21 protein-coding genes and 1 pseudogene are annotated in these 20,106 nt (G+C 40.6%); 9 read left to right on the plus strand and 13 right to left on the minus strand.

Features of this window, described 5'->3' with window-relative positions; genetic code table 11:
- Window positions 1-96: 96 nt before the first annotated feature.
- From OO773_RS01035 to OO773_RS01050, 4 genes are all read left to right on the plus strand, one after another.
- Window positions 97-606 (plus strand): flagellar FLiS export co-chaperone, encoded by a 510-nt coding sequence (locus OO773_RS01035; protein ID WP_231102886.1) that lies wholly within the window; start codon window positions 97-99, stop codon window positions 604-606.
- A 181-nt stretch (window positions 607-787) separates the two neighbouring features.
- On the plus strand, window positions 788-1,291 hold the full coding sequence (locus tag OO773_RS01040) for a Rieske 2Fe-2S domain-containing protein (RefSeq protein ID WP_006563922.1): 504 nt from the start codon (window positions 788-790) through the stop codon (window positions 1,289-1,291).
- Window positions 1,292-1,300: 9 nt separating this feature from the next.
- A complete protein-coding gene (locus OO773_RS01045) occupies window positions 1,301-2,527 on the plus strand; it encodes a cytochrome b (protein WP_034377177.1) in 1,227 nt (408 codons plus the stop codon).
- Window positions 2,528-2,530: 3 nt separating this feature from the next.
- Complete coding sequence (locus OO773_RS01050) at window positions 2,531-3,388, plus strand: c-type cytochrome (RefSeq protein WP_006563924.1); 858 nt, start codon at window positions 2,531-2,533, stop codon at window positions 3,386-3,388.
- Here OO773_RS01050 and thrC read toward each other — a convergent pair.
- From thrC to flgE, 6 genes and pseudogenes are all read right to left on the minus strand, one after another.
- Window positions 3,385-4,809: a threonine synthase gene (gene thrC / locus OO773_RS01055; RefSeq protein WP_006563925.1), complete on the minus strand. Its 1,425-nt coding sequence runs from the start codon at window positions 4,807-4,809 to the stop codon at window positions 3,385-3,387. The two genes, OO773_RS01050 and thrC, sit on opposite strands and share 4 nt — an antisense overlap.
- Window positions 4,809-6,506, minus strand: coding sequence for an MBL fold metallo-hydrolase (locus OO773_RS01060; protein WP_006563926.1), 1,698 nt, complete (start codon window positions 6,504-6,506; stop codon window positions 4,809-4,811). Before OO773_RS01060 ends, thrC begins: the two co-directional genes overlap by 1 nt.
- A 23-nt stretch (window positions 6,507-6,529) precedes the next feature.
- Window positions 6,530-7,594 carry a lipid-A-disaccharide synthase gene (gene lpxB, locus OO773_RS01065; protein WP_006563927.1) on the minus strand — a complete coding sequence of 355 codons (1,065 nt, stop codon included), beginning with the start codon at window positions 7,592-7,594 and terminating at the stop codon, window positions 6,530-6,532.
- Window positions 7,591-8,150 (minus strand): annotated as a pseudogene (mua, locus tag OO773_RS01070) (nickel-binding protein Mua). Before mua ends, lpxB begins: the two are co-directional and overlap by 4 nt.
- A gap of 41 nt (window positions 8,151-8,191) precedes the next feature.
- The gene (gene hypA / locus OO773_RS01080; RefSeq protein ID WP_006563929.1) at window positions 8,192-8,539 is read right to left on the minus strand and encodes a hydrogenase/urease nickel incorporation protein HypA; all 348 of its coding nucleotides are present in this window, start codon (window positions 8,537-8,539) and stop codon (window positions 8,192-8,194) included.
- Window positions 8,540-8,550: 11 nt separating this feature from the next.
- Entirely contained in the window at window positions 8,551-10,707 is a 2,157-nt protein-coding gene (gene flgE, locus OO773_RS01085) for a flagellar hook protein FlgE (RefSeq protein ID WP_006563930.1), read from the minus strand.
- Window positions 10,708-10,857: 150 nt separating this feature from the next.
- Between flgE and OO773_RS01090 the strand changes: the two genes are divergently transcribed.
- On the plus strand, window positions 10,858-11,154 hold the full coding sequence (locus tag OO773_RS01090; protein ID WP_040499064.1) for a tetratricopeptide repeat protein: 297 nt from the start codon (window positions 10,858-10,860) through the stop codon (window positions 11,152-11,154).
- 552 nt (window positions 11,155-11,706) lie between these two features.
- Here OO773_RS01090 and OO773_RS01095 read toward each other — a convergent pair.
- The 7 genes from OO773_RS01095 to OO773_RS01125 form a co-directional block, all read right to left on the minus strand.
- The gene (locus OO773_RS01095; protein WP_264828612.1) at window positions 11,707-11,841 is read right to left on the minus strand and encodes a hypothetical protein; all 135 of its coding nucleotides are present in this window, start codon (window positions 11,839-11,841) and stop codon (window positions 11,707-11,709) included.
- Window positions 11,842-11,863: 22 nt separating this feature from the next.
- Window positions 11,864-12,223, minus strand: a complete 360-nt coding sequence (locus OO773_RS01100; protein ID WP_406600083.1) for a hypothetical protein — start codon at window positions 12,221-12,223, stop codon at window positions 11,864-11,866.
- Window positions 12,196-13,284, minus strand: coding sequence for a 1-deoxy-D-xylulose-5-phosphate reductoisomerase (dxr, locus tag OO773_RS01105; protein ID WP_264828613.1), 1,089 nt, complete (start codon window positions 13,282-13,284; stop codon window positions 12,196-12,198). Before dxr ends, OO773_RS01100 begins: the two co-directional genes overlap by 28 nt.
- The gene (locus OO773_RS01110; RefSeq protein WP_264828614.1) at window positions 13,281-14,027 is read right to left on the minus strand and encodes a phosphatidate cytidylyltransferase; all 747 of its coding nucleotides are present in this window, start codon (window positions 14,025-14,027) and stop codon (window positions 13,281-13,283) included. Before OO773_RS01110 ends, dxr begins: the two co-directional genes overlap by 4 nt.
- An 882-nt stretch (window positions 14,028-14,909) precedes the next feature.
- A complete protein-coding gene (locus OO773_RS01115; protein ID WP_050780242.1) occupies window positions 14,910-15,407 on the minus strand; it encodes a PIN domain-containing protein in 498 nt (165 codons plus the stop codon).
- Complete coding sequence (locus tag OO773_RS01120) at window positions 15,352-15,732, minus strand: hypothetical protein (protein ID WP_006564913.1); 381 nt, start codon at window positions 15,730-15,732, stop codon at window positions 15,352-15,354. Before OO773_RS01120 ends, OO773_RS01115 begins: the two co-directional genes overlap by 56 nt.
- Window positions 15,733-16,128: 396 nt before the next feature.
- The gene (locus tag OO773_RS01125; RefSeq protein WP_034376807.1) at window positions 16,129-17,160 is read right to left on the minus strand and encodes a bifunctional 3,4-dihydroxy-2-butanone 4-phosphate synthase/GTP cyclohydrolase II; all 1,032 of its coding nucleotides are present in this window, start codon (window positions 17,158-17,160) and stop codon (window positions 16,129-16,131) included.
- 125 nt (window positions 17,161-17,285) lie between these two features.
- Here OO773_RS01125 and modA point away from each other — a divergent pair, with 125 nt between their 5' ends.
- From modA to OO773_RS01145, 4 genes are read left to right on the plus strand one after another with little or no spacing between them, the layout of a single operon-like run.
- Window positions 17,286-18,008, plus strand: coding sequence for a molybdate ABC transporter substrate-binding protein (modA, locus tag OO773_RS01130; RefSeq protein ID WP_006564911.1), 723 nt, complete (start codon window positions 17,286-17,288; stop codon window positions 18,006-18,008).
- Complete coding sequence (modB, locus tag OO773_RS01135) at window positions 17,998-18,672, plus strand: molybdate ABC transporter permease subunit (RefSeq protein WP_006564910.1); 675 nt, start codon at window positions 17,998-18,000, stop codon at window positions 18,670-18,672. Before modA ends, modB begins: the two co-directional genes overlap by 11 nt.
- Before the next feature lie 45 nt (window positions 18,673-18,717).
- Window positions 18,718-19,377 (plus strand): LPP20 family lipoprotein, encoded by a 660-nt coding sequence (locus OO773_RS01140; RefSeq protein ID WP_370413027.1) that lies wholly within the window; start codon window positions 18,718-18,720, stop codon window positions 19,375-19,377.
- 12 nt (window positions 19,378-19,389) lie between these two features.
- Window positions 19,390-20,031 (plus strand): HP0838 family lipoprotein, encoded by a 642-nt coding sequence (locus OO773_RS01145; protein WP_006564908.1) that lies wholly within the window; start codon window positions 19,390-19,392, stop codon window positions 20,029-20,031.
- Window positions 20,032-20,106: the final 75 nt, after the last annotated feature.

A 20,106-nucleotide genomic window follows, 5' to 3' on the forward strand; every position in this document is an offset into this window, starting at 1 on the left:
AATAAGCCGCCATTATACCTAAAACTCAACTAATCGCGTTGTATTTAAAAGGAATAAAAAATGCTTGTTTAACCTATCTTGTAGCAAAGGATAAAAATGTTAAAACAAGACATGTTGCAGGCTTTTGAGAAACACTTAGGCGCGGTGGATACGCAAGAACTAGAAATGTTAGATACCCGGCAAAAATCTAGCAGAATTGAAAAATTTAGCCATGAAATTAAAAGTCTTAATGAAAGCATAGGGGCTTTACAAGTCTTACAGATTGCTTGTAATAAACTTCTTAAATTAGTTCCCTTATCAGATACGCAAGAAGGGCGTATGCAGATGCAAGGAGTTATAGATAAGGCGCAGTTTTTAGGCCATGTACTTTTTGATACACCCCTAATAGTTACGCTAGAGCAGACAAATCTAAGTATAGAGGTTAATAATCCTCTAAAGAGGGCTACAAATGTAGAGGTTTATCTACAAGAAAAGCTAAGAGAAATTAAAAAGGCGTTGTTACAAATCCAAGAGAGTGTTAGCTCTAAACAAGTCTTTAGAAAAACCCCCACTCTTAATACGCCTAGTTTTAATAAGGATACTTTAGACTTCATGAAAACATCTTAACACCCTTTGGAGGGGGAAATTCTAAGATTTAAGTACGGCTAGTTATATTACCTACTCAAACAAATAAAGGTTAGTTTTTGGAGGGCAATACGGGCGTTTGGCACTTTAAAAAACCCGTAGCGATCAATATTAGGTTTTTTAATGTAAAATGGCAGTTTGCAAAAACAAAGTAGGAGCGATAATGGCAGAGATCAGTCGGAGAGATTTTTTAGGCATGGCGCTTTCAGGAGTTGCCGGCGTGGGAGCACTTGCCGGATTAGTGGCGATGAAAAAAACTTGGGACCCTTTGCCTAGCGTGGTGTCTGCAGGCTTTACAACCGTAGATGTTTCTGGAATGCAAGAGGGGAGCTTTTCTGCTGTGGAGTGGCGGGGCAAACCGGTTTATATTATCAAGAAAAAAGCGGGAATGAATTTTGATGCCAAACGGGATTTTAAAATCAGTGGGGGGGTTTTTACAGTGGGCGTACAAATCTGTACGCATTTGGGTTGTATCCCTAATTTTGAATCCATTGAAAAAGGCTTTTTATGTCCTTGCCATGGGGGAAGATTTACCAGCGATGGAGTCAATATCGCCGGTACACCTCCGCCTAAACCTTTTGAAATCCCCCCCTTTAAATTAGAGGGCAGCAAGATCACCTTTGGGGAAGTGGGGCAGGAGTATCAAACTATGGTTGCACACGCATAAGGAGAGGTTATGGCAGAGTTTAAAAAAGCAGAAGGCATAGGAGACTGGCTCGATCAAAGACTTGGGATTAAAAAACTCACCAAAGTCTTGATGACAGAATACTGGATACCCAAAAACATTAACTTCTTATGGGCTATGGGGGTGATTTTACTTGTCCTTTTTACGACTTTGGTGATCTCAGGCATCTTTTTGTTGATGTATTACAAGCCGGATGCCAAATTAGCCTATGACAGCGTAAATTTTACGATCATGCAAGAAGTGGCCTTTGGTTGGCTGTGGAGGCATATCCATGCCACAGCTGCTAGTATGATCTTTGTGATTATCTATATCCATATGTTTGTGGGTATCTATTATGGCTCGTATAAAAAGGGACGGGAGATGATCTGGATTTCAGGCATGCTCTTATTTGTAGTCTTTAGCGCAGAGGCCTTTAGTGGCTACATGTTGCCCTGGGGACAGATGAGTTACTGGGCTGCCTCTGTGATCACCGAGCTTTTTGGCAAAATCCCAGTTATAGGCCCTGATCTTTTAGTGTGGATTAGAGGGAATTATGTAGTAGCCGATGCAACTCTTACTCGCTTTTTTATGTTGCATGTTTTCTTATTGCCTGTAGTCATTATTATGATTATTTGCATGCATTTTTATTCTTTGCGTATCCCGCATGTCAACAACCAAGAGGGCGATGTACTAGATTTTGAAGAGGAGGAGAAAAAATATAAAGAGGGGCATAAAAAAGAATCTAAAGTGATCCCTTTTTGGCCTGTATTTTTATCCAAAGATATTTTTGTAATCTGTGCCTTCATGGTCTTTTTCTTTTATTTGGTGTGCTACCACTACGAGTTTGCCATGGACCCTATTAACTTTGAGCGCGCTAATAGCCTTAAAACCCCGCACCACATTTACCCCGAATGGTATTTCCTCTGGAGTTATGAGGTGTTGCGTGGTTTCTTCTTTAATGGAAACTTAGGTTTGGTGGCTTTTGGAATAGCCCAGATTATCTTTTTCCTTTTGCCCTTTTTAGATAATAGCCCTGTGGTTAGACCCGCTCACAAACGCAAAGCTTTTCAGGTGTGGTTTTGGTTGCTTGTAATAGATATGATTGTCTTAACGATCTTTGGCAAACTCCCGCCTGTGGGCAATAATAAATATGTCGGGTTAGTGGCCTCTTTAACTTTCCTTGCGCTTCTCTTTATTGTTCTGCCTTTGATTAGCCGGGCTGAGAAGAAAGGAGAGTAGGTTATGAAAGAACTTAAGATTTTAGCACTCTTAATTATTGTCATAGGCGCGCTTTACTATGGGGTAGAACCTTATGCCCACTCGGTGATGGAACCAAAGACAGCCCCCGCAGATTTTGCCTTTAAGGATTTAAAACCGATTGATTTAAGCAAGGGCGATGCGAGTAAGGGCAAAAATTTAGTAGCGCAAAACTGCACCGCCTGCCATGGCATTTCTAGCCAAAAAATCAAAGCGCCTATGGATGCAAAGAGTGCCGGCTCAAGCTTTGGGGTGGTCCCTCCTGATCTTTCCGGCGTTGCTAGCGTGCTTAACCCCCAGTTTTTAGCCCACTTTATCAAAGACCCCACTAAGGCAACCAAACTCACCCATAAATACAAAGACAACCACCCCTATCCTATGCCTGCCTTTGCCCAGTTTAGCGATCAAGATTTAGCCGATATTGTGGCTTATTTAAAATCTATCGCGCCTAAAAAATTAGGAGAAAAGGCTGTTTTTGAACAGGCTTGTATGCGTTGTCATAGCATGAAATATGCCAAATTAAAAGCCACCACTGATCCTGCTGATTTGCACCGCTATTTAGGAGCGGCCGTACCCGATCTTTCTATGATGATTAGAAGTCTTGGGCGCGAAAAATTAGAGGTGTTTATCAACGATCCACAAAAACTCTTGCCCGGTACAGCCATGCCACGAGTGGGTTTAAGTAAAGATGCCCAAAAACAGGTGATTCACTATTTAGAAAGAACAGGGGATAGCAAAAAACACCAAAGAAACACTTTGGGGATCAAGATTATGATCTTCTTTGCCGCGATGGCCTTTATTTCTTTCTTGTGGAAACAAAAAGTGTGGAGCGAGGTGCACTAAAGACTTTTAAGCCACGCCTCTATGTGGCTGGCAATTTCAGGGATTTGTAACACTTCTAAATGGCGGGGAGGTTTCTTTAAAAGTGTCTGCACAGAGACGGGGGGTTTGATCCCTTTTTGCTCTAAGAGTTGTAAAGCTTTTTGATCAGAACAATTTTTACCCTCTAAAGCTAAATAAATCGTGCTTGGAAATTTACTCCAAGAAGCGGTAGAGACTAGAATATGTGGGGTGTTTTCTTTAAGCGCATTAAAGGCGGTGGCTGTGTGTGGATCGATAAGATAGCCATGGCTTTTATAAATGTTTGTAATATTTTCTAAACAAGTTTCATCTGTGCAGCTATAACTTTCAAAATGTTTTTGTAGAAGGCTAAGTTCATGCGCAGTGAGGCTATAAAATTGGTGTGTATCAAGTGCTTGCATGCACTCTTGTGTACGCTTAAAACCAAAGAGATAATAAAGCAGGCGTTCAACATTTGAGCTTTTTAAAATATCCATCGCTGGGGCATAAGTTTTTTGTAGACTTCTTTGGCGAATATCATAAACTCCGGTTTTAATAAAGTCCTCTAAAATATTATTAGCATTGGATACCACAGCAATTTTAGAGACAGGTAAATCCATTTCTTTAGCATAAAAGGCCCCTAGGGCGTTGCCAAAATTCCCGCTAGGTACAACAATTTTAATAGGCTCTGCATAATTTATTGTACCTAAACGCACGAGCTCTAAATACCCCCACACATGGTAGACAATCTGAAAAAGCACCCGCCCAAAATTAATAGAATTAGCCACCCCCACACTAAAACCTAGCTTTTCTAAACAATGTTTAAAATCTGGGCTATTTAGAAGGTTTTTAAGTAGACTTTGTGCCTTATCAAAATCCCCCTCTATTCCATAAACCTTAAGATTAGGCGCTTGTGCGGTTTGCATTTGCAGGGCTTGAATTAAACTTGTACCCTTAGAAGGATACAAACAAACCACAAAGACATTTTCAAGCTGGGCTAAACTTTCTAAAGTAGCCGGACCCGTATCCCCACTGGTGGCTACTAAAACCACTAATTTTTGTTGGGCTTTTTTAGCCCCCTCTGAGAGTAAAACCCCTAGGGGTTGTAAGGCCATGTCTTTAAAGGCTAGAGTAGGGCCATGATAAAGTTCTTGAACAAAGAGGGGAAAAGAAAAGCCTTTGAGTTGTTTTAAGGGGGCTTGAATAGAACAACGATTCAAAGCTTTTTCTAAACCATTGATCTCAACCCCCAAATGCATACAAAGCGCTTTGGCAAGGCCTTTATAGTCTAAGGATAAAAATTGTGAAAAATCTAGCTTAGGCCACTCTTTAAGAGTATAAAGACCTTTAGAGGGGCTACTAGGACGCATTAAAGCCTCTTCTAAAGAAAGGCTAGCTTGGCTTCTTGTATCATGTAGTTGCATCATTTAGCTTTAAGTGAAATACTATAGGGTTTGGGGGCGATATAGACATGGCTAAAGTGATGCCAAAAATTAGCCTCGTAAGCATCAGGGCTACGCTCTATACGGCAATGAAACCCGCGCACCATTTCCTCAAAAGGCAAATGATTAGCCACAACACAGGCTAAAATCTCGCGCCGTACCCGCAGAATAAGTACTCTATGCCCCTTTAATTCTTTAATAATAAGCCGTACAGGGATAATTTTAAACTCTTGTGTTTCAAAATTAGCCTGCACAATGGGCGCAACCACCCGCTCAAAATCCTCGCTAGTAGGTACAAAGGTTACAATCTCCTTAGCCTTGTATTTAGCTCCCTGTAAGTGTGTGATGAGTTGTTTAGGATCGTAGTTAAACTGGCGGGTATAAAAATCTACAAATTCTTGTGGTTTTTCTTTTCTTAAAAGATGAATATCCTCGCGCCATTGGACTAAATCAGCGGTTTTAAATTCTAGGGTAAGGGTTTCATCAGGATTAAGCCATTTAACAGCCTGTTCGCTGTGGCTACGGCTGTAAATATCACAGATCTGCTTGCCCTCTTTAAAGGGGTTTTTTGTGTTTAGCTCCTTAATTGCGCTATCGCGTGGGCTATCTTGAAAATAAGGCGTGGCTATGGGCATGACATAGGCGGGTTTACTTAAAGTTAACAAGGTTTCTAGCTGGTATTTAAAGCCCTCTAGGCGCTGGTTATGCAGGGTTGTTTGGGTGGCCTTCTCAGTTTGCATGCAAAAAGGAAAACCTGAAGTCCCCCCGCTAAAGGGCAGACAAAGCAGGGTGAGATCGCTTGGCAAATTAAAGGTATTAAGGTAGTTTCCATAGGCATTGATGATCACATCATGCCCAGATAAGCACACATACAGCCCGCTATCCTCCAATCCATCGCCGGCAGCAAATACGCTAAATTGGAAAAAAGCACTGAATTCATAAATTTCTTGGAATTCCAGAGGATAGATATTGATAAAACCTAAACTTCTTAGAGATTTCTCTACACTTTTAGAGGCAAAATTACCCACAATAAAGGGTTTGTCTTTAGGAAGTAGAGAAAGGGTTTGAGGGTGCAGGCAACTAGAGCGATTAGAGGAGATAAAAATAAAATCTGCCTCCATTAAAGCCCGCACAGCCTCCCTACAGCTAGGTTTTTCTAAATAACCACTCCCCAAAAAGCTAGGCCCTACTAGCCATGGATCGGTGATAAGTTTAGCGCCTCCTGCTTCTATTAAAAGGCAGGCATGGTTAAAATAGCGGATTTTAAAATCACCCTTAAAGCTAGATTGGTAAGGGTTTCTCATATCAATAGAGGTTTGTACGCGCAAAGCCCGCCCTTCTATTTGGTAGCGCAAAGGTTTTTTAGCTACGCCATTTAAATAGGTAAGACTTTCAATGTGTAAAGCCCAGTTACAATAAGGGCAGGTGGATAAACCTTGTTTGTGCTGGAGCTTGCCCCCGCAGTGGTTACAGATTTGATCAATGATCCACTCTACTTCAGGTTTTTCGCCTAACTGGACATTCTTTTTCATGTTTACAATAAATTGCCCGATGTCATTAACCCCTGCTAAAAGCCCTCTAGCCGGCACAATCTGGGTATTTTCAGAGATTTCAAACAGCCCAACACGGCGCATTTTAACGGGAGCTGACTCGTTCTTTTTTGTAGGCGAAATAGCCATGCATCACTCCTAATGCTAAATTTTTATAAAGCCTGCTTGATCCAAGTTGCCACCCTTTGTGCACTCCCGTGCTGTAAATAGGCGCGGATCTTTTGTGACTCTTTAAAAAAGCGATTTCTATCCATATTGTAATAAATTCTTAGCAAATTTTCCGGATTTACATCCTCTTGTACAAATTCGGCATGTAACATGGTTTTTCCACGCCCCGGGCTTTCATTACAAATCGCATTATAAAAAATATTAGCAAGCCCGATGCAGGTGAGTTTAACTAAACTCTTAGCGATGAAAAAATCAAAGGGTCTAGCTTTATAACCTAGCACAAAAGGCGTACCAATAAGAGCGGCCTCTAAAGTGGCTGTACCGCTACAAATAAAGGCAAAAGAGGCTTCATAGAGGCTTTGGTGCGCGTTATAAGAAATTTCAAAGAGCTTAAGATCATGGCCATAAAGAGCCTCTAAATTTTGATCTTTTAAACTAGAGGGCACGATGAGGATACGCTTTTGATCAAGTTGCTTGGCTACTTGCACAAAAACAGGGAAGAGGCGCGTAATTTCTTGTTTGCGGCTTCCGGGCATAAAAACCACCCCCTCACCCTCTAAAGAAGTTTTAACCTGTGTGATCTCATCTAAAAGAGGGTGTCCGACAAACTTTGCCTTTTCTTTGTAATAAGAAGTTTCAAAGGGCAAAATGGCCGCGAGGTGATCGCAATTTTTTTCAATAATAGGCGCGCGGTAGGCCTTCCACGCCCACACCTGTGGCAAAATATAGTAAAAGATTGGCTTATTTGGATATTGTTTTTTAATGCGTTTAGCCAGAGGGATATTAAAAGAGGAGGAATCCATAAGCAAAATCAGATCGGCTTCTTTGGCAAGTTTTGCCATAGCTTGCAGGGCTTTATAAAAGAATAAAAGCCGGTTAAAGACTTCTTTAAAGCCCATAATAGAAAACTCTTTAGGGGAAAAAAGCGGGGTATCTTTAGCTAAAAGAGCGTCATAAATCCCTAGCCACTCCACCCCCAAAAGATGTTCTCTTAAAACTTTTAAATGGACATTAGCGCTCACCTCTAAAGCACTGACTAAAACCTTCATTTAGACTCTTCATCCTCCTTTGTATCCGGTTTTTCTTGATCCTTAGATTGTAAAAGATTTTGGGTTTTTAAGTCTCTAAGTTCAATTTTAAGGGTACTATTTTCTAAGTCTAATCCAAAGACTCGATCTTTAAGCATGCGGTTTTCCCGTAAGAGTACGCGGTATTGGCGGTAGAGTTGATCGCTAAAAAAGCGCTTAGCCGGGCGCGCTTTGGCTATGGAGTGATCTTTTAAATAGATCTCTACAAATTCTACCGGCTGGGGTAAAGGTTCTTGCTCTGAGTCTGGAATTTCTGGCTTGTCTTTTTGCAGATGCAAGAGATCGCGTTGGATTTGATGAGAGAGCAATTCTTGTTTGATTTGCTTAATCGCCTTAGAGTTAGCCTGAAAACCTCTTTGTACCACAATTAAATTTGTCAAACTACGGCTTAAATCTACATTAGAAGACTCTAGCTTAGAACCAGTTGTTTGATCTCATCTTCATAAGCCTGTAATTCTTCTTGGAATTTTTGCCGTTCCTCCTCAAAGAGTTGCACCACCTCCCAGTGCTCCTTCATTTTAGGTGCTTTTTTGATAAATTCCTGAAAAATCGCATCGATCACACCATCTCCAAAGACAAAAGTTGCATTTCTGTGCCCTTACTGATCCGCACATTTTGCGAGCCACAACGGATACATTGCCCATATTCTAAAGTAGCCGGGATAAACACAAAAGAACAATTTAAACAAGTTAATTCTGCCTTTTCCTCCACAATGTCTAAAACTGCGTCTTTACAAATATCTAATTCTTCTTTAAAAGTCTCAAAGGCGCTCATGAAAAGCTGTTTATCCATTGCGCTGCGTTCCCCAATGCTTACCACCACCCTTTCTATTTTAGTGGCGTTATGTTTGCGCGCATGCGCTTCGCACAAATCCATTAGAGAGGAAACGACGGAATATTCATGCACTTAAAAATCCTCTATTGTTTGAGATTAAGCAAAGTATTTAAAATCTGATCGGAGGTGGTAACTGCCTTAGAGTTAGCCTGAAAACCTCTTTGTACCACAATTAAATTTGTCAAACTACGGCTTAAATCTACATTAGAAGACTCTAGCTTAGAACCAGAAACCCCGCCTCTACGCCCCGTATTAGCCGCCCCAATGAGAGCTTTACCTGAGTTACTCGTCTCAGAAAACACACTCCCCCCGTCAGCTTGTAAACCCGCATCGTTGGCAAAATTAGCCAAAGCCACTTGCGCTAAAGAGAGAGTTTTACCATTGCTAAAAGAGCCAAGTAACACCCCGTCATTATCAAAACGCACATCCATTAAATCCCCCGCTTGGTAGCCATTTTGTTCAATGGCATAAGTCTCAGAGATTTTATCCACGCTAGTGATTCCATCAAAGCCTCCGGCCGTACCAAAACTTAGCGTGATGCGCTGGGGCGAATCTGAGCCATTATGGGGCGCAAATTGTAATACGGGAGGATTCATGCCGGCTAAACTCCCGTCTTTATTAAAATGTAAAATCCCCTCTTCAAATACATTAGGGCGATCAGGAGAACTACCCACAATTTCCCCGGGCTCAGGTACAATAGCTCTAAAACGCCACTCTGCTCCCCCTGTTTTATAAAATTCTAAGCGCATGCTATGTTTAGTGCCTAAACTATCTACCAAATCAACGCTACTAGCATGAGTGGCATGGGTTAATCTGGAGGTGGAGGTAGAAACCCCCCCTTCAATTAAGGCAGCCGTATTAAGCGCGCCCATAGTTTTACCAAAGAGTACATTTTTAGTTACTTTATCAGAGGCGTAGTTGGTTACAAAGATATTCAAATTATCTTTAGTGGGATTTCCATCGTCTTTATTGGCAATTTCAAACATGCCATGGTTATTGATTTTTACCGATACAGAGGCAGCTGAGTCTTTATAACTCTTAGCTAAACTAGGGTTTTTTACGATATTGGCATCATGTTGCATGAGCGCGCGTAAATCCTCTGTCGTTTTAAATTGTCCGGTAGTAGAGTCTGCATCAATGCCTTTTGTGTAGCGGTATCTAAAGGCGGTGATACTTTGATCACCCTTAGCAAAATTAGCAAAAGCCCCCGTACCTGCATGGGTTACTACGATGTTTTTAACATGCTCATCGCCCTCTAAACTGTTCTTATTTTCTAAGCGCAACTGGCCATCATCAATATAGGCCTCAACTCCGGTTTTATTTTTCACAGCATTAATCGCATTTTTAGCGGCGGCTAAAGAAGTGATATGGGTTGTGGCTGAGTCGTTGCTAAAGGAAATTTTCGTTCCATTGAGTTCTAGGGTATTGCTATCTTTAGAGGATAAAATGGCTTTTTTCATACTCGCATTTTTATAACTCACCCAAATCCCTTGATCTTCATTGAGTAAAAACGCATCACCATCCTCATTAAATAATGACCCCATATCCTCTGCCATTTGGGTAAGATTGGTGGCTGAATCATATTGGGGTTTGATTCCATCTGCAGGGGTTTTAGTTGAAGAATCAAGCATAAAAACATTGCCTACTTGATCGGCATGGCGTCCTGCATTTAAATTAGCACGCATCGTAATTTTACTGCTTGATCGGGCTGGCATCACCATACCCGGATCAATGCGGATATTTTGTAAGGGTTTTGTGTTATCAATTTTAAGCATATCGGTTTCGCTATCCTTAGAACCCATATCCTTAGGATCGCGCACCCAGCCTTGCACCACATACCCCCCTGTAGTTACTAAGCTTCCATTTGCATCAAAGAGAAATTCCCCGCTACGGGTAAAATTGCGTGTTACGCCTCGATCGGGGCTGATGACAAAAAAACCATCGCCTTCAATGGCTAAATCTGTTTTGACATCGGTATTTTGCAAATTCCCCTGAGAAAAGATTTTAGTGGTGGCATCTACGCCCACACCCAAACCCACAGAAAAGTCATTTTGCCCAGCTAAGCCGTTTTTATAGGGGGCGGTGGCGATGAGTTTAACTTGAGATAACATGTCCACAAAAGAGGCTCTGGAGTATTTAAAGCCGGTGGTGTTGACATTGGCGATATTGTTGCTTTCAATATCTAAGGCGATTTGGTGCGCCTGCATTCCGTTAACACCAGACCATAAAGAGCGGAGCATAGTGATCCTTTAAGTGAATTACTCTATCTAAGCAAAACTTATTCCGGAGAGCAGATTACCCCAGTTTTGTGGTGATTTATAGATTAAGATAAATTTAAAAATGATAGTAGAATGAAGGGCTTAATTTCTGCAAATTCTACAAGGGAAAAAATGCTAAAAAATATTTGGTGTGTGGTGTTGGTGGGTGTTCTTTGTTTAGGTCAGGCTAAGGGAAAGGGCGGTGTGTATTATTCAATGGCTCAAAAAGCCTATCAGAATAAAGATTACCAGAAAGCCCTAGAATATTACAAAAAAGCAGCAAGCATGGGAAATGTAAGGGCTTATTTTAACTTGGGGATTATGTATGGGAATGGGGAGGGTGTAGCACAAGATACCGACAAAGCCATAAAGTATTTTGAAAAAGCCTGTGATCTAGGAGATGTAGACGGGTGTGAAGCAATAAAATGATCAAGGCATACAATTTGTTTGGCTTAAAATAAAAACCACCTCTCCAGCTACCCTTTGCTCTAAAAAATTTAATCCACTTTGCCGGCAAAGAAAGTTTTGTACAAAATTAGACCCATTTTGGGTCAAAAAGATAGAAGCCTTAAAGCAGGGATTTAGATTATTTTGCGTTCTTAACCCTTAACCCCCCTACCCCAAAATCCTTTTTAGCTTGCCCGTGGGTGTTGTGTGTTTGTCTGTTTAGAAGATACCTGTCTCATTAGTCGATCAAATTTTACCAATCAAATTCTACCAACAAGTTTATCATTTGCCCGAGTTCTGCATCAATATCTTTTATAACATGCCCGCTATTTTCTTGTTCTCTTGCCACAATCACCCTTTTTTGGAATTTTTTAACTTGATTTAGCTTACTAAAGCGCAAACCCTTTTTAGCTGGTTTGCTTGTGCCGTTGTTTGTCTATTGGAGATTAGAAGACTTGCCTAGCTTTTGCTCCATTAACCGATCAAATTTCATCAACGAGTCTATTACTTGCTCGACTTCTGCATCAATATCTTTTATAACATGCCGTACTTGTTCTCTTGTTCTCTTGTTCTCTTGTTCTCTTGTTCTCTTGTTCTCTTGTTCTCTTGTTCTCTTGTTCTCTTGTTCTCTTGTTCTCTTGTTCTCTTGTTCTCTTGTTCTCTTACCACAATCACCCTTTTTGAATTTTTCTTATTTACAAAAATTAGGGCAGAGAGCATGGGCAATGGAGAGTTGCATATCTGGGCTAGCTAGTTGGGCATGCCAGCTTTGATCTTTAAAACGCAACAAGGCATGCACACAAGAACTACGCTCAATACAGGCTTCAATCTTTTCTATCCCAAATAAATAATAGGCTTCAAGCACTTCAAAAAGTTTATTAACCATATTAGCCGAGTTAATCGTAATGTGGGGTCCCATTTGCCAATTAGGGTGTTTTAAGACTTTTTCTAAACTTTGGCTAGAAATTTGATTAATGGGCACATCGCGCAAAGCCCCACCGCTAGCGGTGATATATAGACTTTCTATACGCTCTTTAGGGATATTTTGCAATAAATCCCATAGGGGTGTAGATAAGAGGAAACATCTTTAAAATGATAGAGGCTTTGATTAATCCAAGTTGCTATCTTTCCAAAACAAATTTGTTTATTCATAAAAGCTTTAAGCGCGATTTCATTGCTTGTATTAAGTACCGCCCCTAGTTTAGGGTTTTCAAGTAGCATATCTTTTAAACCCCATAGAGGGTATCTAGCTAACTCAATTTCTTCAAATACCAGCGGAGGGGTTTGTAAAATTTCAAGGGGTTTATGCGAGATTTCATGGGCTAAATTAGGGCAGAGAGCATGGGCAATGGAGAGTTGCATATCTGGGCTAGCTAGTTGGGCATGCCAGCTTTGATCTTTAAAACGCAACAAGGCATGCACACAAGAACTACGCTCAATACAGGCTTCAATCTTTTCTATCCCAAATAAATAATAGGCTTCAAGCACTTCAAAAAGTTTATTAACCATATTAGCCGAGTTAATCGTAATGTGGGGTCCCATTTGCCAATTAGGGTGTTTTAAGACTTTTTCTAAACTTTGGCTAGAAATTTGATTAATGGGCACATCGCGCAAAGCCCCACCGCTAGCGGTGATATATAGACTTTCTATACGCTCTTTAGGGATATTTTGCAATAAATCCCATAGGGCAAAGTGTTCGCTATCAATGGGTAGAATTTGGCTTGTATCTAAAAGCCACCCGGCCACAACCAGAGATTCTTTATTAGCTAGGGCTAGGGTTTTACCCTGTTTAAGCGCTACAAGGCTGGGTTCTAGCCCGGCAAAGCCTACTAGTGCATTTAGTACAAGAGAGCTAGAAGCGCTAGCTACTAATTCATTTAACCCCTCAGTTCCTACAAATACCTCTACACCTGTAGGGACTTTTAAAAGAGATAAATCTTGTGGGTCTAAAAGCGCGACCTTTTGGGGGTGGTAGGCTTGAATTTGGGCATTGAGAAGTTCTATATTTTTACCCGCACTCAAACCCTCTATAGACAGATTTAAAGCTTTAGCCACCTCTAAGGTTTGTTTACCAATAGATCCAGTGCTACCTAAAAGAAGGAGAGAATTCATAGAAATGATAAAAGCGGCCCTAATTTAAAATTCAAGCAAAAATACATACTCACTCCCGCAAAAAGCATCGCATCTAAGCGATCTAATATGCCTCCATGTCCGGGCAAAACAAAGCCACTATCTTTTACACCTGCTGCCCTTTTTAAATAACTCTCAAATAAATCCCCTAAAATAGCGCTCAAAGCAACAACTATGCTAACTAAAAGCGCTCGTATAAATCCTAAAGAGGCTATGCCTACTAGTCCTCCTATTAAACTAGCTAGCATAAAACCAATTAAAGCCCCCTCCAAAGTTTTTTTAGGTGAGGTTGGGCTAAGAGAAATACGGCCAAGCCACCGGCCTCCAAAATACGCCCCCACATCGGCTAAAACCACCACCACCACTAACCATGTTACAACCTGTGCTCCAAAATCTTTAAAAAGAGCAAAAAGACATAAAAATGGCAAACTAGGATAAATAAAGGGCAAAACAAAACGCATATCTAAAGCTCTATAGGCTAAAAATCCGGCTACAAAAACCCCCATGAAAAGCGCGCTTTCTATGGGTGCAAAATAACCCAAAACCCACACACAAACAGTCCCAACAAAATACCAAAATCCAAATTTTAGATGATAAGTTTTTTGATAGAGGTACAAGGCTTCATAAAAACCTAGTATATAAACTGCGCCTAAAACCCCCCAAAAGAGAATTATATGATTGATCCAAAGCACCACAACAGCCAATATAATTAAAAGAACTAACACACCCGCATGCGCGCAGACATCATCGCTATTTAAATCCTAATGATCTCCACTGAAATACGCGCAATGCCCATCGCGTTATAAAGCCCTTTATCGCGGGTACTAAAAATTTGTAGGTGAGTAGCTTTAAAAGCTCAAGCGTGGAAATAATGCCTAATTTTTTAAACACTTCTTTAAAGCGCTGTTCATAGGTGTTAACAACCAGCTAGATTCTCATATTGAGCGCGTAGTTGTCGTAGATGGTTCTTATACAGAAATCTTCGTTGATAAACAAACCATCGATCACTTAGACATCAAAAAACTAGAAAATTGTGAACGCTTTAATTTTGTTATGCCCATGCAAAATATCCGCCTTGCAAAGAAAGATTTTACCACTACTTTTAGAGAGACACTTTATGAAATTTTTAAGAAAAACGGCCTAAGTGAGGGGAAATATAGCCGAAACCCTCCATACGCCCTATTTATATTTCAAGAATATAGCAGCAAAAAAGGATCTATCAGGATTTCTTGTTGGCATTGTGAATATCTCAATAATTTTAGCAATGAGTTTCCGCCACTTCAAAAAAGCCGTTCTCTCTAAATATTCTAACTCTCTATTAAGAACGCCCACCTGCTCTAACACACCCGCATGCGCGCAGACATCATCGCTATTTAAATCCTAATGATCTCCACTGAAGTACGCGCAATGCCCATCGCGTTATAAAGCCCTTTATCGCGGGTACTAAAAATTTGTAGGTGAGTAGCTTTAAAAGCTCAAGCGTGGAATCTATGCTCTCCTAATTGATGATCGAATGCTCTATTAAGGGCGAGCTTTACACCGCTACAGACTTAACACTGTCTCCTATGCTCTTAGCCCCGTTTAAAACGGGGGTGATAAGTGAGATGTTAAGGACGCTTTGGCTTTTTTAACTGGTTTTTTAAACTTTCATTAAAGGGTTCTGCACGCTTCTTTAATTTAGCTGAAAAGACTGCTTCTTTTGGGATGATCTTTAAAATGTCCTCCACACTGCGTGTCCGTATGCCATCACACACTCGTTTAAGATCAACAGGCAAGGGTGAGAAACCCTCCATACGCCCTATGAAAATCTGCACATTATTCTGCAACCTCACATTCCTCTCCTCACGCTCGAGAGCGGGGGCAAAGTCGCTATCCTGACTAAAGAGTAAGATCCGATCATCGTTTTTGCATACCTGATTTGGCAGGCACACCAAATCAATTCCTAAGAGCATATCTACTTGTTTTTGTTCTATAAACATTTTTTCGCGTTCTATGACTACTTGTTTGTTTTTTGCATATGCAATACATGGTACTTTCTCAAACTTGAATTTAAGCTTGCCTGTCTGTATGTTTTTTAGAAAACCCTGTATAGTTCCCCAAATCATGCTTAAACTTTTGGATGAGATTGGACTGCGACCTGAATTTTTCATACTCTTCAGGGTAGTTTTCTTCATATTCTTCGATTTTTTCTTTAAGATGGGTATTTTTGATTATTCTTGCTTCTGCTTCTACAAAAGACTCAGATAGATAGAAGTAAATGCACTTAAGTTCTTCATCAGGTTCTAAAAAAGCCTCAAAAAAGGCCTTAAGATGATCCATATTGTTATAAGCAAAATTTGGAGGTCCAAATATAGGACATCCACCTTGCAGATTCGTTAGACGGCGTCTTAAATTTTCCCAGTCCACAAGGATAAAAATCCTTTTTTTCATTTTGAAATCCTTTCATTTTAAAATCCTTTTATATTATTTCTACTGGAAATAGCCAATAACCGGTAACCCAAAAAACATTGGCTTATCTTATGTGCAACATATCTACCTCCTTGTGCAAAATGGAAAACTCCCTCATTCTAATGCGATTGCTCTTAAAACGGTCTATAAGACCTATATCACACATACACCCTTATTTGCTCTCTATCTTTGCGCACCAAATCCCACGCACTAGCCACCCCAAAGCTTTGTTAAAATTGAACCGATAAGTTTCTTGGGCATGAAAATCTATTTTACTTGCAAAACAGCAAGGCGCTATTTTTTAAAACGCTAAATGAAAACCCCAACACCTGCAAAGAGATCAATAAAGGTTAGTAAAATTGCCGCTCTTTTGTAACATCAAGGACAAATCGCCTCTATCATGTGCAAATCAAAGCCCTTAAGCGCGGCGTATTCGGGTTTATCCTGAGTGGTCAAAAGGCAAAAGGTTTTAACCCCCAAGCTTTTTAAAATCAACGCTCCGATGCCAAAATTTTTAAGGGTGTCATGGGTTTTAGCCTGTGGATCGATGCAAATTAAAAATCCGCCCTCTGCTTGCAATTTAGAAAGCACCCGCATTAAAAAGTCATAATCTTTAGGGTGGCTTAAAAGTTTGTGATCCTCTCTAATGATGTGGAATCGTACAAAAGGCGTAGGGTTTTGCACACCAAAGCAATAGACAAAATGTTTCCGTTGCAGATGATCTAAAAAGATCGATTCTTTGCACTCTAAACCCGCAAAATGCGCGCTCTCTTCAGAAAGCAAATGCAAAAGGTTTTCACTCTGCAGGCGGTGGCTTACAATATCAGAGACATATAAAGTTTTTAGATCATGTGTTTTAGCAAAATCTAGTAAAAATTTATCCCCCCTTCTTGCCATCGAGCCATCTTCTTTCATGATCTCACAAATCACACTAATGGGTTTAAGCCCGGCTAACTTGCATAAATCCACGCTAGCCTCTGTATGGCCTGTGCGCACCAAAACCCCCTCTTCTTTAGCAATTAAAGGAAAAATATGCCCCGGACGCACAAAATCCTCTGCTCTGCTTTCCTCTTTACAAAGTAATTCAATGGTAAGCGATCGCTCATAGGCTGAAATGCCGGTTTTGGCTGCTTTAGCATCAATGGATATTGTAAAGGCGGTTTCATGCTTAGAATCATTATGGCTAACCATAGGCTTAAGATCAAATTGGTGCGCGATTTTTTGGGTGAGTGCGACACAGATAAGCCCACGCGCATATTTAGCCATAAAATTGATTTTCTCCGGGGTGCTAAAAATCCCGGCTAGTACTAAATCCCCCTCGTTTTCGCGATCCTCATCATCCATTAAAATCAATAATTCGCCATTTTTCAAGGCTATCAAAGCCTCTTTTAATCTTTTTGCACTATCCATCACTCTCCTTTAAAAGCGCCCATTCTACTCCAAACTTGCTAAGGATTAAAATTTTTTAGGCTAAGTAGGGCAGAAAAGGGCTTGATCTTGTATACTTGTATTTTTGGTGCTAGTAAGGAGTTGGCATGCGTTTTTTAGTTTTAGGGATTTTGTGGGTGAGTTTGTGTTTGGGTGCAGAGGTAAGGGTAGCGGTGGCGGCTAATCTTACACAGGCCATGCAGGTCATTAAAAGCGCTTTTTTAAAAAAGCATAGCGCTCAGGTGCTCCTAAGTTTTGGATCTTCTGGGCATTTTTTTAACCAAATTACACAAGGCGCGCCTTTTGATCTATTCATCAGTGCAGATAAACAGCGACCACTAAGATTACAACAAGAAAAATACACGCCCTACCCTGTTAAAGTGTATGCTAGGGGGGTTTTAGTACTCTGGAGTAAACAAGAAAAAATCCATTCTTTAGAGGCTCTGCAAGGTTCTTTTAAACATCTAGCCATTGCTAATCCTAATTTAGCCCCCTATGGGCGCGCGAGTATGGAGGTCTTGCAAAAATTAAACCTAGCAGATGCCCTAGCGCTTAAAATCGTGCAGGCAGGCTCTATTTCTCAAGCAACCCAGTATGTGCAAAGTGGGGCGGCTAAACTAGGTTTTAGCGCCCTCTCACTAATGCGTAAAGATAGCCATTATTTTATTGTGCCTAAGGAATATTATAGCCCTATTGAGCAGGCGATGGTGTTAACTCAAAAGGGCGGAAAAAATCCCCTTGCTAAGGCTTTAGAGGATTTTATTTTAAGTAAAGATGGGCAAGCAATCTTAAAAAAATACGGCTATTTGGTAGAAGAACTTGGAGAGTGAATTTTTAAATACCCTTCTTCTGACTTTTAAACTTGCCACCCTTACAACTCTTGTTTTGCTCCCTATTGGGCTTGCTTTGGGGGCTTATTTAGCTAATCAAAGGGGTTTATTTAAAATTTTTATAGAGACGCTAACTTGGATGCCTCTAGTTTTACCCCCCACTGTGCTAGGTTTTTATCTTTTGATTCTTTTTGCGCCAAGCAGTGTTTTAGGGGCGTTTTTAGAAAAATATTTGCACCTGAAGCTAGTTTTTAGTTTTAGCGGATTGGTGTTTGGCAGTGTGATTTTTTCTTTGCCCTTCATGGTTAATCCCATCCAAAACGCACTTATAAATCTATCTCCCTCGCTTAAAGAAGCTAGCTACACTCTGGGCAAGGGCAAACTTTATACTTTCTTTTGCGTGCTTTTACCCAATATCAAACCCGCGCTTTTAATGGCTTGCACCACAACATTTGCCCACACGATAGGGGAGTTTGGAGTGGTGATGATGGTAGGGGGGGATATTGAAGGGCAAACCCGCGTGGCTAGTATTGCCATTTTTATACAAGCAGAGGCAAATAACTTACAAATTGCCCACCAGTATGCTGCAATTTTAAGTGGGGTTAGTTTCTTACTTCTCTTTACTATGCTATTTAAGCGCCGTGTAGGTCTGTCTACCATTTAGAATTTTTGTGTTAGAATAGGGGTTAAATCATTAAAAGGTTGCGTGATGATACAAAAAGCGCGTGTGAAGTCTGTTAAGGGTTTTTTGAAAAAAAATACCCCCTTGTGCCTTTGTGTTGGGTTGGCTTTGATCGGGTCTGGATGTGGTTGGTTTAGAAAACCCAGTGTTACACAGCTTATCCCACCCTCAGCCACAGGTCTTCAAGCCCCTATCTATCCCCCCACTACCTTTAACAATGGCCGTAGCCGTTCCATGCCTGTTTTCCCTAAATCTCCACAGATTGAAACGCGTTTTGATAATTCTTCTCAAAATGTAACCCCCCCCACTGCTGGGACAAATGCAATCATTCCAAATAGCCCCATTCTAACCCCTACTAATGTTATTGAGTTAAGCGCTGTAGGCATGGGTGTAGCCCCTGAATCAACCATTTCTCCTTCTCAGGCTTTGGCTTTGGCTAAACGGGCGGCTATTGTTGATGGTTACCGCCAGTTGGGCGAAAAAATGTATGGGATTAGAGTCAATGCTACTGATACGGTTAAAGACATGATCTTACAAAACTCTGTGATTAAAACTAAGGTTAATGCGTTGATTCGTAATGCTGAAATTACAGAAACGATCTATAAAGATGGTTTATGCCAAGTGAGTATGGAACTTAAACTTGATGGGCGTATCTGGTATAATGTTTTCAACAATATCCGCGGGTAATTAGGCGTTTGTGTGGTGAGAAGGTTTTTAGCACTGATACTTTTTGGGGTGTTAGTGAGTGCTTGCCACCACCAAGTTAAACCTAAAAAGCCTCATAAGGTCCATAAACCTAAAACCCATAGACCTCGTAAGCCTAAAAAACCTGAGAAGCCTAAAAAAACCCACAAAAAAGTCTTTATTAAAAAGAGTACTGCAGAGCGCAAAGCAGAACAACAAGCCCAAATTAGAAAAGAGTTGGCTAAGTTTAAACTCATTTATATTTATACCCCCGTGTTTCGCTTTTATGATTATGGAGCCATTGGGCGCAATAAAGAGGGGGATTTAGAATTGGTGCTTTATAAGCTAAGCAAACACTTTGGAGACATCGTTATTAAGAAAAACTATATTTGTTTTTCGGGTACTTGTAGTGCTAAATGGGTTGCGGCTAGGGATATGTTTGGTGAAGTGAGTTATGGTGATCTCTTTGATGATATTGTACTTGGGCGGGATATTTTCCAAGGTATTGGTAAACAAATCCAGCCTAATGGGGTGTTGTTACAGCGTTTTATAGAAAATGGGCAAATGATTTATTATGAGCGCAGTCCTGAAAAAATCCTCTTCCAAAACATGACCACTGGTGTTGCGATTGTGATTCAACCTTATCATCCTCAGTGATTTTAGGGAGTTTTCTTGCATTTACGGTTTTTATGCACTCTCTTACCAGTTTTTCTAGGCGCTAATGGTTTTCAG

It is taken from the genome of Helicobacter suis HS1 (assembly GCF_026000295.1).
Taxonomy (GTDB): Bacteria; Campylobacterota; Campylobacteria; order Campylobacterales; family Helicobacteraceae; genus Helicobacter; species Helicobacter suis.